General features: G+C 55.8%; 9 protein-coding genes. 1 reads left to right on the top strand and 8 read right to left on the bottom strand.

Translation table 11 applies throughout. The features are described from left to right. Positions 1–120: 120 nt before the first annotated feature. The 6 genes from FE784_RS24120 to FE784_RS24095 form a co-directional block, all read right to left on the bottom strand. Positions 121–996, bottom strand: a complete 876-nt coding sequence (locus FE784_RS24120; protein ID WP_139604819.1) for a carbohydrate ABC transporter permease — start codon at positions 994–996, stop codon at positions 121–123. Next, the gene (locus FE784_RS24115; RefSeq protein ID WP_139604818.1) at positions 990–1,955 is read right to left on the bottom strand and encodes an ABC transporter permease; all 966 of its coding nucleotides are present in this window, start codon (positions 1,953–1,955) and stop codon (positions 990–992) included. The genes FE784_RS24120 and FE784_RS24115 overlap by 7 nt, the downstream gene beginning before the upstream one ends. A 100-nt stretch (positions 1,956–2,055) precedes the next feature. Further along, entirely contained in the window at positions 2,056–3,672 is a 1,617-nt protein-coding gene (locus FE784_RS24110; protein WP_139604817.1) for an extracellular solute-binding protein, read from the bottom strand. A 1,053-nt stretch (positions 3,673–4,725) separates the two neighbouring features. After that, positions 4,726–6,591 carry a DUF4838 domain-containing protein gene (locus FE784_RS24105; RefSeq protein WP_139604816.1) on the bottom strand — a complete coding sequence of 622 codons (1,866 nt, stop codon included), beginning with the start codon at positions 6,589–6,591 and terminating at the stop codon, positions 4,726–4,728. A gap of 97 nt (positions 6,592–6,688) precedes the next feature. Beyond that, the gene (locus FE784_RS24100) at positions 6,689–8,632 is read right to left on the bottom strand and encodes an alpha/beta hydrolase family protein (RefSeq protein ID WP_176706476.1); all 1,944 of its coding nucleotides are present in this window, start codon (positions 8,630–8,632) and stop codon (positions 6,689–6,691) included. A 101-nt stretch (positions 8,633–8,733) separates the two neighbouring features. Next, positions 8,734–10,071, bottom strand: coding sequence for an ABC transporter substrate-binding protein (locus tag FE784_RS24095; RefSeq protein WP_139604814.1), 1,338 nt, complete (start codon positions 10,069–10,071; stop codon positions 8,734–8,736). Positions 10,072–10,214: 143 nt separating this feature from the next. Here FE784_RS24095 and FE784_RS24090 point away from each other — a divergent pair, with 143 nt between their 5' ends. Further along, a complete protein-coding gene (locus FE784_RS24090) occupies positions 10,215–12,482 on the top strand; it encodes a helix-turn-helix transcriptional regulator (RefSeq protein ID WP_139604813.1) in 2,268 nt (755 codons plus the stop codon). Positions 12,483–12,511: 29 nt separating this feature from the next. On the opposite strand, the gene FE784_RS24085 is transcribed toward FE784_RS24090, so the two are convergent. Continuing rightward, a complete protein-coding gene (locus FE784_RS24085) occupies positions 12,512–14,113 on the bottom strand; it encodes an extracellular solute-binding protein (RefSeq protein WP_176706475.1) in 1,602 nt (533 codons plus the stop codon). Between the two features lie 294 nt (positions 14,114–14,407). Beyond that, positions 14,408–15,808, bottom strand: a complete 1,401-nt coding sequence (locus tag FE784_RS24080; protein WP_139604811.1) for an extracellular solute-binding protein — start codon at positions 15,806–15,808, stop codon at positions 14,408–14,410. Positions 15,809–15,872 lie beyond the last annotated feature (64 nt).

Here is a 15,872-nt window from a genome sequence, read left to right as displayed (position 1 = left end):
CAGACTGTCGTCGATCGCTTTAACGAAGTATTGCCTAGAAGCTGTGTTGCTTTAGCGAACTTTAACATTCTGAATCGTTCAGAAATGATGTCGAACCCTATAATTCGACAAAAGCGGACACTATCCCTTCTCGGAGCCAAGCATAATTCCTTTGGCAAAATATTTCTGGGCAAACGGATAAATCAACAGCACCGGAATCATCGAAACGAATATTGTGGCGTTTTTCATCGATTGCGGCGTTATCGTCGACTTGTCGATCAGACTCGTCTCCTTCGCCGAATCGAAAAACAGCATATCGCGAAGTACGACCTGCAGCGGATACAGCTTCGCGTCGTTCAAATAAATCATCGGAATGAAGAAGCTGTTCCAATGGCCCATGAAGTAGAACAAGCCGATGGAGGCAAGAGCCGGCTTCGACAGCGGAATGACGATTTGGAACAAAATCCGGTATTCGGATGCGCCGTCGATCAGCGCCGATTCGCGAAGGGAGCCGGACATGGACTCGTAGAAGCTTTTCAGAATAAGCAGCTCGACCGTCCAGATCGCATTCGGCAGCACGATCGCCCAAATCGTATCGATCATATGAAGCTTCTGTACAATCAAATAGGCGGGAATAATTCCCCCGTTCAGAAACATCGTCAGGACGATCGCGATCATAAAAAACTTCCGGCCGAAAAACCCCGGTCTCGACAACGGATACGCCGCAATCGCCGTCATCAGCAGGTTGATGAACGTCCCCAAGCCGGTATATAGGATCGTATTCCAGTAAGCTCTCGGAATTCTCGGATTTTCCAATATTTGCTTATATGCCTCCAGATTGAATCCTTTCGGCCACAAAAACACTTTGTTCTGCACGATGTAGGCCGTATCGCTGAACGAAACCGCCACGATGTACAGGACCGGATAAACGGTCGCGATCGCGACCAATGATAAGATGACGGCCAGCACCGCATCGAAGAGAGTAAACCGTTGACGTAATGCGCCGCCTTTTACCATAGCCCTTTCCCTCCCGCTTTTTTGCTGATGACGTTCGTGATGAGCAGCATGACGAGAGCGATGAGCGATTCGAACAGACCGACAGCGGCCGCATAGCTGTAATTCGTCTCGAGCAAGCCTTTCCGGTACACATAGGTGGAGAATACGTCGGCGACCTCGTACGTCATCGGGTTGTAGAGCAGGAGCACCTTCTCGTAACCGATGCGGAACATGGAGCCGGACTTGATGATGAACATGATCAGAATCGTCGGCATGATGCTCGGTATCGTAATATACCGCATCATCTGGAACCGGCTGGCCCCGTCCACCTTGGCCGCTTCATACAGGGTGGGATCGATGCTCGCGATGGCGGCCAAATAAATGATCGCCTCGAAGCCCATATGCTGCCATACTTCCGTAGAAACATAGATCGTCCGGAACCATTCGGGCGCGGCAAGAAAATATTTCGATTCCAGCCCGACCGCTTTGAGCAACTCGTTGACGAGCCCATGCGTCGGCGACAAAAAATCGATAATCATGCTGCTGACGATGACGACCGACAGGAAGGACGGCAAATAGCTGAACGTTTGCACCGTTTTCTTGAATTGGATTCCCCGTACCTCGTTAAGCATGACGGCGAAAATAATCGGAAACGGAAACGCCCACATTAGCGTAAACAAGCCTAGCAGAAACGTATTCTTAAAAAGGAGCCAAAAGTCCGGGCTCTCGAAGAAACGGCGGAAATGCTCGAAGCCGACCCATTCGCTGCCCAGAATTCCCTGATACACGTTGTAGTCCTTGAACGCGATGACGAGGCCGTAAATGGGACCGTAACGGAATAATACGAAGAAAATGATACAGGGTAGAAACAGGATCAACAGCTGCCTGTCCCGCTTCATATGACGCAAGGTCGAAACGAGACGGGAGCCGGGAACGCGCTGCTTTCGCCCTTCGGTAAGCTCGGGTTGCGACGTATGCATGGGCTACCTCCTATCTCAATAAAGCGCACTTCGGTTTCGATGCGGGACACCCGGGAGTTTTCCGCCCGGGTGCCGAGTACCGAAACGATATGGCTATCTTTTACTTTTGCTGGTCGAACCGTTTTTGCGCCGCGTTATAAGCGTCGATAAATTTGCTCGCGCCCAGCTTCTCTGCGTTTTGCACCCATTCGGTCCATTGCGCCTGACCGAATTCTTTTTTCATCACATATTTCGTGGCAAATTCGTTCGCGGCTTTATCGAGCGCGGTTCTCAGATCGGCGATCGTCTTCGTCTCGTCGTCCGTAAATTTCAAAATCGGATCGGCCGGCTCATATTTTTTCGCGCCGTTGATTTTGTCTTGGGCTTCCTTTTCTTTCTCCGTATAGCTGAAGTATACGCTACGCTTGTCGGGACGGAGATACATGCCTTCCAGCCACATGCCGTATTTCGTTTCCAGCGCCTTGATATCCACGGTCGCCACGTCCTTCAGCTCGGGGTAAACCGGCTTGCCGTTCTCCAACTTGTACGTTTCCCCTTCGATGCCCATCGTAACGAGCGAGGAGCCGGACGGGCTGGTCAAGTAATCGAGCAGCTTGAGGGCGATTTCCTTGTTTTTGCCGTTAGGCACGACGGTGCCGAAGTTGGAAATTTTCGGAAGCGTACGGATGTTGCCGGTAGGCCCGACCGGGTTGGCGTAACGCAGATTGTAGTCCGGCGTCTGCGACTTCACTTGGCTGGCGAACGAATCGAGTCGGCCGATCCAATCGAACGTAACGAACGATTTGTTGTTCGTCGTCATTTTCGCCGTCCAGGAGGCGTCCGTATCGGTAATGAATTCGGGGTCCAGCAAACCTTCTTCGTACAGCTTTTTCATGAAATCGAGCTGGGCTTTGTATTCGGCCGACGTGTAGACCTGCTTCCAGGTTTTTGCCTTCTCGTCGTAGTAAGCCGGGTAGTCCGCTCCGCCGATACCCCATCCGTAAGCCCAATCCTTGAAAATGTTTTCCTTCGTCTTGGAGGCGTACGGATACGACTGCGGGTAAGCTTCCTTCAGCTTTTTGAGCGCCGCGTAGAATTCGTCCGTATTCGTCCATTCCTTGATGCCGTGCTTGTCGAAGATGTCTTTCCGGTACAGGAAGCCGTGATTGACGTCGCGGTTCAAGCCGTAGATCGGCCACGAATACAAATTGTTTTTGTCATCCGACCACGATTTCATCACCCAGTTGTTTTCCGCATTGTCGACATACAGCTTCTTGAAGTTCGGAAGCTCGTTCAAATAAGAATTGATCGGAGTCAACGCGCCTTGTGCACCCATTTTGTTGATTTCCGGGATCGACAAGCCGTGGAAAATGTCCGGAAGCTTGCCCGAGGCCACGACGACCTTCATTTTATCTTTATACGTCTGCGACGAGTACGCCTGGATCTCCAGCTTGATCCCGGTCCGTTTCTCGATTTCCTTCACGACCATCGAATCGCCCAGGTTCGGGTTGTCGCTGACCAGCATCCACGTAAGCGTCGTCGGCTTGTCTACGAGCGGCAGCTTGAGCCCTCCCGTATCTCCATAGTTGGCTGCCGCCGGCGCCTTCGTTCCTTCCGGGGTGCCGTTCGTTCCCGCGCTGCCGCTTTTGCCGTCGCCCGACCCTCCGCCGCATCCGGCTGCGACTACCGACAACACGGTAAGCGATAACAATATCGATTTGACCTTCCTTTGACCCATTTCTTTTTCCTCCTTGTATATCGTTTGCCATGTCAGTTCCGTGCTCAGACCCTAGTATAGAAAGCCGTTCCCCCTTCGTAAATAAAGCGTTTTCACTTCGGTTGCATTTCTCTTCCTTTTCCACCCCGATCCCCGTAAAACGTTGCTGCACAACGGATTTCCCGCATGTAGAAAATGCTAAAGCGGTAGAAAATGAGCAAAAGGGCGGGGTCGGCGGAACGCAAAACAACCCCACAAAGCGGGGCTTTTGCTCCGATGCTTATCCGGGTGTTTTGCGGGGAGCCCGAACCTTGCAAGTTCTATATATTGCAAAAAAACTACGTCGGCACTCGCGTTCAGGTGTGGATAAGGGGTATAGAGCATTTTCGGTGAAAGCTCGCTGCCTCTGCGGGCGGCGACTTGCGGGAGCGCGCCGCATGCGGTAGACAGACCGACGTCATGCAGCGAAACACAGCGCGCTGGGAGCTGAGCGGTGCGAAGTCCAACAAATAGCGGAACCGGCGTGTGCTATTGACCAAAGCCCTCGTGTTGATTGCAAAATAAAGGAAAACCGTTCCGCTATTCCGCTCTTCACGAATCTTTTCACCCCGAAAGCTCGATATAGAGGAAGCCTGTTCCGTTATCTTCAAGCGAGTCACGAAATTCGGGACCCTAACGGAATGTAGTTCCTCTATTCACGGACAATATCATGTCATGTCATGTCCATCAAAACGCCTCCAGGTTGTAAGTGGATTATATTGTCGTAGAAAAAAAGCCGCGTAAATCGCGGCTCAGGTTGTTGAGAAAGTATACAAAAAGAGGAAGCGAGGAAGGCAAGGGGGTAGGGGTAAGGGTAGGGGAATGCACTACACTTCCGTTAAAATCGAGTTATTTTGGATGATAATTAGCGGTTACAACCCGATTTTAAAGTCAGACGCTCCGCTTTACCTACATTTCCCCAACCCCTTACAGACGGTACCGTTCTCATTTTTTGACTTTCTCAACAGCCCAGGCTTCGGAATCGAAGCTTTTTTGTCATTGCGGTATGATCGGCTTCCAATTGTCACATCACGCTCACAAGCCCCGGAAAGCCTCGTCCAGCTCCGCGCCGCTCGGACCTCCCGGCACGCCTTTGTCCCAGCCTGTCGTACGGCTCCGTTCGGTCGGAATACTTCTCTGCTTCTCGGATGCCTTCAACGCGTCGTACCAAATGACATGCCTCTCGGAAATCTGTTTCCGGTATCGGTCGAGCTCTTCGCTCATGCTTTGAAATTGCTCCGCCGTCGCTCCGGCCGGACGCGACTTCTCGTAGCCATACCGGACAACCTCGCGGGTCAGCTCCAGATGGCGCAACCCATCGCGCAAAAAGGCGATGCGCTCCCTCGCGTCGTCTTCCCCGTTCGCCGCAGCCCGGTCCGCCCGGTCGAGAATGGCATAAGCCTCGTTCAGCACTTGATCCGTATACAAATACGGAAGCGTGTACCATCCGCTGTTCAATGGCGAGCCGGGGAGGCCGTATTGCCTGACTGTTGTTTCGAACCGGCCGTTCGGGTCGATCGATACACCGTTGCCCGCGGATACGTTGTAGGCCGTTTCCTCGGAGAAGCTTTCCCAATACCGGATATAGTCCCGGATGACCGGTCCCGCTTTGCCGAACGCGGAGGCGTATTCGGCTATGACGTCGTCCACGGAAAGCTCCGGACGCACGGAGAGGCGAGCTATCAAGTAATAATTGAGTCCTTGCGTCCCCCAGTATCCCATAATGCTGTCGAAGTCGAATCCGATCATGCCGTTCCGCTGGGCAAACTTGAAATAATCGCCGGTCGCATGCAGCATCAAGTTCGGAGCGATCGCCCCCGAATGCCACCAGTTCGGCCGCAGAAACAGCTTCGCCCCGGTATCGTACCAGCCTTGCCATTGCTCGTATGCCTGGAAGGTGTGGACGAAACCGATCACCATGCCCGCCTTCAGCTTGAGATGGGAAGGAGGGGGCTCCTTGTAGGAGCTGTACGCATAGGTCGAGAGGGTCACCTCCGGGTTTACGGCGCGCATCTTCGCCAGCAATCGGTTCCAGAACTTGACGTAACGCGCGGTCAAGTTCCCCTCGGCTCCCCAGATCGCGTCAATCGATTGCCCGGCCGGCTCATCCATCGCGAGACAGCCGGCGCTGACGCAGAAGCCGCTCCCGTCATTGGGGGAGACGTTCCAATTGTCCGGCGCACCCGCCGCTTGCCATTCGCGTATGATCGCCTCGTCTACCGCTTCGTTGCTCAAGTCCAGCTTGACCCGGTCGGATCGAACCTGCTGCTGACCGGCCGGCGGCTGGGCGAAATAGTCCGGGTGCTCCTTGCCGTATTTGTCGTACCAGCCCGTGAACGCGTGTCCGAAGGCAAACCGGCTGCGGCTCCCCATCATATGGACGCCCATCCAGCGCTCCACCTCGGGCCTCGTATCGGTTGCCCTCAATCGCCGCTGCTCCGCCTCGGGCCGTCGGGTCGCGTCGACGACGGGCAGCGCGATCGTGTCCCGCTTGGGAACATACGTACCGAGCTCGCCCGGCCACAAATAGCGGACACCGACGTATTCGTCGAGAAAGTAGCTGACCGCGTACAAAATGGCGTCGTTGCTCGCTCCCGTCAGTACGAGCCGGTTGCCGATCGCGGCGACACGGTAAGCCTCCTTCTCCAGGTCGCTTCCCCGAATGCCCAGCGCCTCCGTCATCGGACCGGGTCCGATCAGGATAAGCACATGCGATTCGGGCAAATGAAGGCTTTCCAGCCGCTCCGCGTCGACTATGGGCAGATCGGCTCCCGTCGATTTGCGAATCCGGGCGCGCAGCTCGTCCGTAGCTTCTTTGCCGATCGCGCCGTTCTGCCGGACGAGGACCGCCCTGGGCTCCCCTTTATACACCAAATACCCGTTGCTTTCTCGTTCCTTCAATACGATCGCGCCTCCGATGCATGACAGGAGGAATACCGATATTAAGATAGCGACACGCGCGGCTTTTCTCAATTTCGCATCCCTCCGAACTCTATTTCTAATACCAACGAAGTAAATCCGGCAAATCGAAATATCGCAGCATGCCGGGCATCATGATGCCTTCGCTATCCAACGTTTCGTAATGGCGCGAGCGTACCAGCTCCGCGATGCTGCCGATGCCGTTTACAACGTCGACTTGCTTCAGCCGGTCATCCAATAGTCCCGCCAATTGTCCGTACAAGCCGAATCGCCCGTCCGTATACAGCCGAATATCGCCGTTCGTTCCGCGGCTCAGCCATTCGACGATATCGAGAGCTCGCACGACGTCGAACGTTCGCAGCGCAGCCAGGCTGTCGTCGAGCCAAAACAGATCGGCCGCAAACTTATGAAGCGTACCGAAAAAATCGTGCATGCCGTTGGTCGTAACGCTGTTCGGCTCAACCGCACCGTCGCCGGTTACGTCTATGACGAATACGGCCCGACCGGTGCCGCACGTTTCGCGAATCCAGCCGAGATGCGGCTCGATGCTTGCAGTGCCGCGCGCCCAAAGAGCGATCGTGACCGGCGACTCGCTACTCTCGCTTCCGCTCGAGCGGAACATAAAACCGTGATTGAACAGCGACGTCTGGCTCCACCATAATACGCTTTCAACCGTTAAAGCATCGCCCAGCTTGCCGAGTGCAATCCGGCGCGGATTAAGGCGGCACGGCTTGCGCCCGTCGTATACCCGGTCTCGCAGCCAAGCGAGCGCCCGCTCTTTTCTTGCCGAATCCGGCACTTCGGATGCAGCTTCGTCCAGTCGGGCGAGCCGATCGCAGTTCGCCTCGTATACCGCGCTCGCATCGTCCCGGTCGCCCCGCACTTGTCCGCTGGCCGTGCACCATAGCAGCTCCGGCGCGATCGGCTGTATGCCCTCCCACGAGCAGTCGGGCAGTTTGCCCAGCAGATGCCTGCTGAAAAAGACGGCCGCCGCTTTCGCCATCGGAGGCGAATAACCGTGTACGCACGCGTCTTCGAAATATTCCAGACGAGCTCCTCCGCCGTACATGTCCCAGAACCGTTTCGTTCTCTCTACCGTTCTGCGAGTTCCTTCGATCGGGAAGAAATCGTATTCGGCCGCCAATACGAGCGTAGGACGCGGAGCCATCGCCATCAGTATGTCTTCGTGATCGAAGCCGATCTTCGTCAGCCCCGGCCATATTTGCTCCGCATCCTGCGCTTGGCCCGCATGCATGTACGACTCCCGGTTCATGATGAAGGCGGCCGGCGCGGCGGCGGCGATGCGGGGATCGCACAGCATCATCATGCCAGTCTGCGTCCCTCCGCCGGAACAGCCGGTTACGCCGATTTTCGCCGGATCGACTTCCGGGCGGGAGCATAAATAATCGACCGCGCGCAGCGCATCGTGGACAAAGTAGCGGGCAATATTGTCGCCGAGCGGCAAGCTTTGCCTGCCGGCGTATTCGTGCTCCCGCGTGGAGGCGGCGACATCGGTTTTCGCCGTGTCGCGATCGTAATAGCTTAGCCGCTCCCCTTGACCGATCGGGTCCGTCGTAAGCACGATCAACCCTGCGCGGACAAGGTGCTGCGAGACGGTCTGATACAGGTCGGCATGCTTGGCCAGCGGGTTGTGCCCGCACAAGTGCAGCACCGCGGCCGTCGGGGCGGAAATGCCATCGGGCATGTACAAGTTCGCCGTCACCCAATGGTTCGGCCGCGACTCGAACATCACCTTCTCGATCGTATAGCCGTCGCCCCGCAAAATGCTGGTAATTTGCGGATGGAGCGGGGTATCGCTCGGCGGAAGACCGCCAAGCGATTTGATAAACTCGCTCCTCATCAAGCTTTTGCGCCGCTCCAGCTGCCCGACGTCCGTTATCTCGTCCCTGGCCCGGTCTCCCGCGGCGATAGCTTCCGCCGATCGGTCGTAAATATGCCGCTTCAGTTGATCCTTCACATCGTAGATGTCCAGCTTGTAATGTTCCAAATCGGCTGCTTTCATCGTATCCCCTCCCGGTAGCATGAACGCGGCTCACCTTATGACGTTATCGCTATTGTCGTTGTCTAGAGCATATTTCGCTTCATATCCGGGCCACCCTTCGCTTACTTCTTCATTTCGCTCTCCAAATATTTCTCCGCCTGCTCCTGCGCGCTGCGGATCGCGCTGTTCAAATCCGTTTCGCCCGTTACGACCTTCAGCACGTTCGGCGTCAGAAACGACAATATTTTCGTGTCGTAAATGCTCTTGTACGCCATCGGGGCGAAGTTGTTGTAATAGACGGCGCTCCAGTTTTTCCCTTTGTGCTGGCTCTCCGAGCCGATCGCCTTCTTGATGCCGTCGTCGTTCAGGACGGTCATATAGCCTTGCTTGGAGAAATCCAGCTGCATTTCGGCCGACGTCATATACTTGATCACTTCCATCGCGGCATCTTTGTTTTTCGCCGTCTTCGTGATCGCGAACGTTTTCGGATTCGCCTGCGATCCGAGCTTCGGCTTGTCTTTGAGCACGGGCAGCGAGACAAGGTCCCAATTGATGTCCTTCACGTACTGAGGACCGTCGAACGGAAACTGCGAGTTGAACACCATCATCGCCAGCTCCTGCGAGGCTGTCATCTCCGTATAATACGGCAGCTTTTTCTTCGCCGTCGCCCATTCCTTGTAGCCCGCAGTCGCATTGTTCAGGAAATACGTCTCGAAAGCCTTGCCCCACCGTTCGTCCGACAGCATAGGCTTCTTCGTCTTCGGATCGTACAGCGGTATCGAGTACTGATTCATGTTGAGAATGTGCGCCGGCGACGCCGAATACCCCATGTACGATACGCCGCCTTCGCTGCGGGTCATCTTCCGGTTCAGCTCGCCCGTTTCGTCCCATGTCATGCCGTCCTTCGGATACGGAACGCCGAACTTGTCGAAGATGCCTTTGTTGTAAAACATCACTTGCACCAAATTGGTCACCGGCAAAAAATACAAATTCCCGTCGCCCATCGTCTTGATCCCGTCGATCAGCGTGGAATCGAACTTGGCCAGATCGACGCCGTGCTTCTTGGCAAGCTCCGTCATGTCGAACTTCATATCCAGTCCGAACAACGGGTCCGGCATGCCGTTAATGCCCGCGATGATAATGTCCACATGCTGCCCGGCCACGATGAGGTCTTGCAGCGTCGTGCCTTTCGTCGATTGAATATATTTGATCGTATAGTTCGGAAATTTTTTCCTGATGAAGGAGCCGTACGATTGATTGAATACTTCCTCGGACGCCCCGCCCTGATCCTGGATGACGAGCTCCACCGGCTCTTTGCTTGCCTGTTCTCCGGCAGGCGCTTTCGCCGTCTCTTTGCCTCCGCTCGCTTGGCCTTCGTTGCCCGTATTGCCGCCACAGGCCGTCATCAGACTTGCTCCTACCAGACAGCCGATCGCCGTCTTCCACAGTTTGCTGTTCATTGCTGGCACCCCTTATCGTTTGTCGTCGAATAATTTCGGGCCGGCCCAATTCCGCCGTTGACCGGCAAAACGCGCGACCCTATAATAAAATGGAATGGAAATCGATTACTGCATCGCTTGAAACCATTTAGGAGGAAACGATCATGATGAACCGCTGCCTTCCGTTGTCGATTAGGTGGAATTCCTTATTTGTCAGACTGCTTTCTTCCTTCCTGCTGCTGATCGTCCTGCTGCTCTCCTTCAATCTGTTTTCGTTTGCCTTCTTCAAAACGAACGTCCATCAAGATATCGTCAGCTACAATATGCTGGGCTTGGCCAAATCGGTCGACAGCTACGAGAAGCATTTCAACCTGATCGAGTTCAATCTGATGCAGCTCGGCATGAGCCGGCCCGTCACGGCCTTGGGCAAAAGCGCGGATGCTTACGACTACACCGTCGCCGCCCAGACGATAGAGCAAATTCGGACCTTGACCGGCAATCCGCTATTATTTCTGAACAACATCGTGATCTACGCTCCGGACCGCCCCTACTTTCTCGAGAAAAACGGAACCGGCGGCATATCGGAGCTTTTCTTCAAGCAATACGCCAGCGCTCGTTACGATGCGGACTTCTGGGCACGGGAGCTGTCGAACAACGCCTCCGCCTTCCGCTTCTACCCGGCGGCCCGATTTTATTCCGATGTGCCCGTCAACGGCGTCTCCGACAAAGGAACGCTGTTCCCGATAGCGGTTAAAGCCGGACCGTATGCGATCCTTTCGTTTCTCGACGCGGGATTGCTGTTCGATCGATTCCATGTCGCCCCGAACGACCATTTTCTTATTCTGGACCGGAACGGAAAGCCTTTGTTCCAAAACGGAGCTCTATGGGACACCGACATGCTGGCGTTATCTTTCCAATCCGGAGAAGGCCACGCGAAGATCGACGACAACTATTTGTTTTACAGAAAAGGCGCCGACACCGGCTTCACTTATGTCAATATCGTGCCGATCTCCAATATAACCGCCCAAGTATCGCGATTAAACGCCGTGCTCGCTTCCGTGCTGGGGAGTGCGCTCCTTATCGGCTTCGTGTTATCGGTCGCGCTCAGCTTCAAATTCAACCGTCCGATCCGCAAAATGATTTCCGGCTTCCAGAAGCCCGGCTCTCCGCAATTATCGAGGAGCAACATTCGCGAGCTGGATTGGATCAGCGACAAAATAGACGCCATCGTGCGCTCCGAGCGGGAAATCCGTACCGACCTCGATCACAAGAACGACCTGCTCAAATCGTACGGCTACTTGAGCAAGGTGAAGAAGATGCACCAGCAAAGCCTGAACGAGCTGATCGATACCGATAAACCGTTCCGGCTGATCTTGTTCCGGCTCGCGTTCACGGACCGCTTCGACGGGCTGCCCGCCGCGGAACGCGAGAAGGCGTCCTACTATATCCGCGAGCTGATCGCCCTGCAGCTCGGCGAAAGCTTTGCCGAATCGACCACGCTGCAGGTGGAACACGACCAAGTGCTTTCCCTATTGAGCGGCGAAGCTTCCTCCGCCGGCATCTTGACCGCATTGGACCGTCTTAAGGAAGTAGCTGGCCGGGATAAAGAGCTTTTCCTTCTGACGATAGCCGTACATCCGCAGTCGTGCCGGCCGGGCGAGCTCGCCTCCGCCTATGAGGAAGCGTGCGCCATGCTCCTGGAGCGGCGTCTGGTCGCGGAAACGCAGATCGTCACGAAGCTCTCTGCATCGGCACCCGATCTGCTCATCGTGCCCGCGGACGACCGGGAGCTTTCGATCCAACTGCAGGCCGGGGAAAGGGACCGCGCCCTGGAGCTGCTCGGCAAATGCATGCGCCGTCTCGAGGAGAAGGACGCCAGCGCCCATCGGTTCGCTTTGTTCGCCCAAGAAATCGTGGCGAAAATCGAGAAATCGCTGCTCTTCTATCAATTGGATGCGAAGCCGTTTATGGAACGGCACACGCCCTCCGACCATATCGGGAAGTGCACCGGGATCGGCCAGCTGGAGCGGCTGCTGACTCTTATGATCGAGGACGTCTGCATGCTGGTCCGGGAGAAAAAAGCGCGCCAGGATCCGGTCAAAGACTTCGTGCTGGACTATATCGTCACCCATTATCGCGAAGATCTTTCGCTGGAGACGGTCGCCGACCAGCTGCAAATGTCGCGCAGTTATTTGTCCACCTATTTCCGGGACAAAACCGGCATGACCTTCACCGACTATTTGAACGCGCTCCGGATGAGCAAAGCCAAGGACCTGCTCAGCTCCGGGGAGGACATCCGCATAGGCGAAGTGGCCGCGGAAATCGGCTATCGGAACGTCAATTCGTTTATCCGCATGTTCAAGAAAATATGCGGAGTAACGCCGGGAGAATACCGCCGGACGGCGCTGCAGCATATGAACGGCCGAGGGTAAATCGTCCACGCATCGGCCGTATCGCCTCTTTAGGGAGACGGAGCGCCTCTATAGCGATCATACTGCCGCTGCTTCGCCTGCAGTACGCGATCCAGTCCGAGCGAAGCGACGGTGCGGCCGAACCGGTCCCAGTCGATCTCCTCCGCTCCGGTAATGTAGCGGGCCAAGGTCGTCTCGACATAGGCGCGAAGCGGAGCGCCGTACAGCTCTTCCGTATCCTTCTCCTCGGGAGTGGGGAGCGCCAGTTGAATTGCGCCGATCAAATAGGGCCTTACTTTGGCGGCCTGCGCCGCCCCGACCGGATCGGAGTCGAGCATCGCCTGCGGCTGGAGCGACAACGGACCTTTATCCGCGCGAATCCACGGCAGCGTCGGCATCGCCCCGAGCGATCGCAGCAGCCGGGTCAAGTCCAGTCCGTCGGGATTGCGGGCCGCATATTCGGTAAACTGCGGTCTGCCGTCCGCCATCGTGTAGCTCAACCCTTCGACTCCGAAATTGACCAGCCGGCTGCCCTCCTCGCTTGCATAGATGAAATCGAGCCAACGAATCGCCAGCTCCGGATTCGGACTGCTCCGGGATATGCCGAACCACGAGCTGACAGGCCCGTATATTTCATAAAATCCGCTGCGTCCCGCGCCTCCGGGCGGTACGGTCATGACCCACTCGGCTCGCGAATCGCCGGCTTGGCGATTGCCCGACTCGTATTTCGGACGCAAATTCAGGAAGCCGTTAAGCGCGCCAACGCGGCCCCCCGCCACCTCGGACAGAAACGAATCCGCGGTTTTCGTCAAAAAATCGGACGCCAGCAACCCTTCGCTATACAATTTGCGCCACCACTCCACCAGCTCCTTCGCTTCCGGCGAGAGCCATTCGTACTTCACGTTGCCACCGGCATCCGGATAAAAGCCGTCGCTGTAAAAAAAATGTCCGCCGACGGCGCTTCCGAACAATTTCAACCCTTTCAGGCCGATGTCCGGCAGCAGCGGAATTTCGTCCCGCAGCCCGTTTCCGTTCGGGTCGTTTTCCTTAAACGCTTTCAAAACGGCATACCATTCGTCCAAAGTGGCCGGTTCCCGAAGCCCGAGCCGATCGAGCCAATCTTTGCGGAGCATCAGCCCGTACGGATCGGTGTAGGCGACGCCGGTCACCACGGATGCAAGCGCATACAGTTTGCCGTCCGCCAACCGGAGCTTCTTGTCGATGTCCGGATGCTCCCGCAAAAAGCCTGCTATGTTGGGAGCATTCGCAGAGATCAGCTCGTCCAGAGGGAGGATCGTCCCCTTGCCCGCCAATTTCACGGGATCGTTGTCCGGAATATAGAAAATGTCCGGCAAATCCGTGTCCTTCGACAGTCTCAGCCTCATCCCGTCTCCAAACTGTTCCCTGGGAAGCACTTCCCAGACGATTTTGACGCCGGTCCGCTTCTCGACCTCCCGCCATACGGGCAAATCGTCCTTGTAGCTATTGGCGGCGAAGTAATTGTCGATGGTCGCGATCCGGAGCGCAGGCCTGTCGTCCGGCGCGGGCGGGGACCCGGCAAGGGCGGCGTCCGACTCCTTCTCGCAGCCGCACAAAATCAAGTTTATGCCGACCACGATTGCAGCGGTAGCAATCAGCCTTTTTCTTCTCATCCTTAAAGCCCCCTCGGGCTGTCGTTCGCCCGGATTCATTTGTCCTTATCGTACAACAACCCGGGACGGTTCGCGACTTCTTTTTCCTCCTTTCCTCGAACGTCTTTGCCTGGCTTCTCCTCCAGTGCGGCTGTCCTTATCGTCCCGCAAACGGACTTTGGCCGGCTACATCAAATGTAACCGGCCCCGGAACGGCTGTATATCGCATTTTCGTTGCATTATCGTCGCAATGTCGCTTTTTCCAACGATCCGCATATAAACGAACGGTCGGCATATTGGCGATTCGGCCGTTGCCTATGGCTTGGCGGGAGCGGCCAGAAGCTGCGCCAGCCTCCGAACGGCCTCCTCCTCCGTCTCCAGTCCGGACCAGTACAGCTTCGCTTCCTTGTACAACGATCCGAGCCGTGCCACGGGCATGTTCAATTCCCGGAACGACCGAAAGCTGGGAATAATTTCACGGTACATGTGGAACCGGTACGGACGGTACATGCTCTCCTCTCCGGTCCACTCCGCGGCGGGCTTCTCGCTCGGTATGCTCAACGTCTTCCGGCGAATGAGCATCTGCGCCTCGTGGGAGACGAGATAATCGACGAACCGTCGTGCGCTCTCCTTCTCTCGGCCATGGGCGCTTATCGCCAGCCCGACCGGCATGAGCAGCGTTTTCGGCTCGTTCAGATACGGCAGCGGGGCAATATCGTACTCGAACTCCGCCCGGCGTTCGTGACGGTTCAGTCCCAGATAGGTGGTCAAAATCATCGAGACTTTCCCATTGAAGAACAGTTCCTCGGCGTCGCTGTCCTCCTCCGACAAAAACATCGGGAACCGGTTCCGCAAATAGATTGTCCGGCACGCCATCAACGCCTCTTTCAATTTCCGTTCGTCCGCGACGAATCCGCCGTCTCCGTTGCGTTCGAAACGAAGGCCGCTTTGCATGAACAACACCGGCCAGCGGTTGCTGGACGGAAAATGGAAATAAAAGCCGAATCGCTCCCGCTCCACGGTCAGCCGGTCCGCCGCCTCGAACAAAGTATCCCAGCGCCAGCCGCTGTCCGGCTCCATCAAGCCCGTTTCCCGAAAATGATCTTTGTTGTAGCACAAGATGAGAGGAGTGAATACGAGAGGCATCAGCTTTAGCCGCCCGTCGTGCGTAAACGCCTCGTTCAAGAACGGGTAAATGCGCGAATCGGACTCGAACGACTCCAACTGCCCGAATCCTTCGTTTTCCCTGAAGCTGTCGAAGCCGTTATAGTTCATCGTAAAGACGTCCAACGACGCTTCGTCGATCCGCTTCTTTACCGAAGAATACGAATTCAATTCCGGCGACATGGCGATCAGCTCGATGCGGATATCCGGATTCCGCTTGTGAAATTCGGCCACCAGCGTCTTCATCGCCGCTTCCTGAAGCAGCGATACGTGGCAGCCGAATCTCAGAACGGTCATCCGCTCAGACTCGCGGCCGACGACTTTGTTGCCGACTCTCGGCACTTTCTCGATCAGCCCTTCGGCCACCAGCTCGTCGAGTCCTTTGCGCACCGTGTTGTTGCTTAATCGATACGAACCGGCATATACCTTCTCCGAAGGAAGGAAGTCCCCCTTCTTTAACGAGCCGCTTGCAATATCGCCGCGAATCGCCTCCACCATCGCTTCGAGCCTGAGCTGGAACGTTTTGCGGCTCGCTCTTTCCGACTTTTCCATAGCATGACCCTTCCGCCCGATGTCTCAATCTATGTTCTATATAAGTTGAACTAAAGGTTTTAAT

The sequence above is a fragment of the Paenibacillus hemerocallicola genome, from assembly GCF_006265175.1.
Lineage (GTDB): Bacteria > Bacillota > Bacilli > Paenibacillales > NBRC-103111 > Paenibacillus_AB > Paenibacillus_AB hemerocallicola.
Note: the sequence above shows the minus strand (reverse complement) of the source record. Positions and strands in the feature narration are given on the sequence as shown.

Bases quoted from the DNA above. Each gene is read 5' to 3' on its own strand.
- FE784_RS24120 (WP_139604819.1), bottom strand. From the start codon at position 996: ATGGTAAAAGGCGGCGCATTACGTCAACGGTTTACTCTCTTCGATGCG.
- FE784_RS24080 (WP_139604811.1), bottom strand. From the start codon at position 15,808: ATGGAAAAGTCGGAAAGAGCGAGCCGCAAAACGTTCCAGCTCAGGCTC.
- FE784_RS24110 (WP_139604817.1), bottom strand. From the start codon at position 3,672: ATGGGTCAAAGGAAGGTCAAATCGATATTGTTATCGCTTACCGTGTTG.
- FE784_RS24090 (WP_139604813.1), top strand. From the start codon at position 10,215: ATGATGAACCGCTGCCTTCCGTTGTCGATTAGGTGGAATTCCTTATTT.
- FE784_RS24085 (WP_176706475.1), bottom strand. From the start codon at position 14,113: ATGAGAAGAAAAAGGCTGATTGCTACCGCTGCAATCGTGGTCGGCATA.
- FE784_RS24115 (WP_139604818.1), bottom strand. From the start codon at position 1,955: ATGCATACGTCGCAACCCGAGCTTACCGAAGGGCGAAAGCAGCGCGTT.
- FE784_RS24095 (WP_139604814.1), bottom strand. From the start codon at position 10,071: ATGAACAGCAAACTGTGGAAGACGGCGATCGGCTGTCTGGTAGGAGCA.
- FE784_RS24100 (WP_176706476.1), bottom strand. From the start codon at position 8,632: ATGAAAGCAGCCGATTTGGAACATTACAAGCTGGACATCTACGATGTG.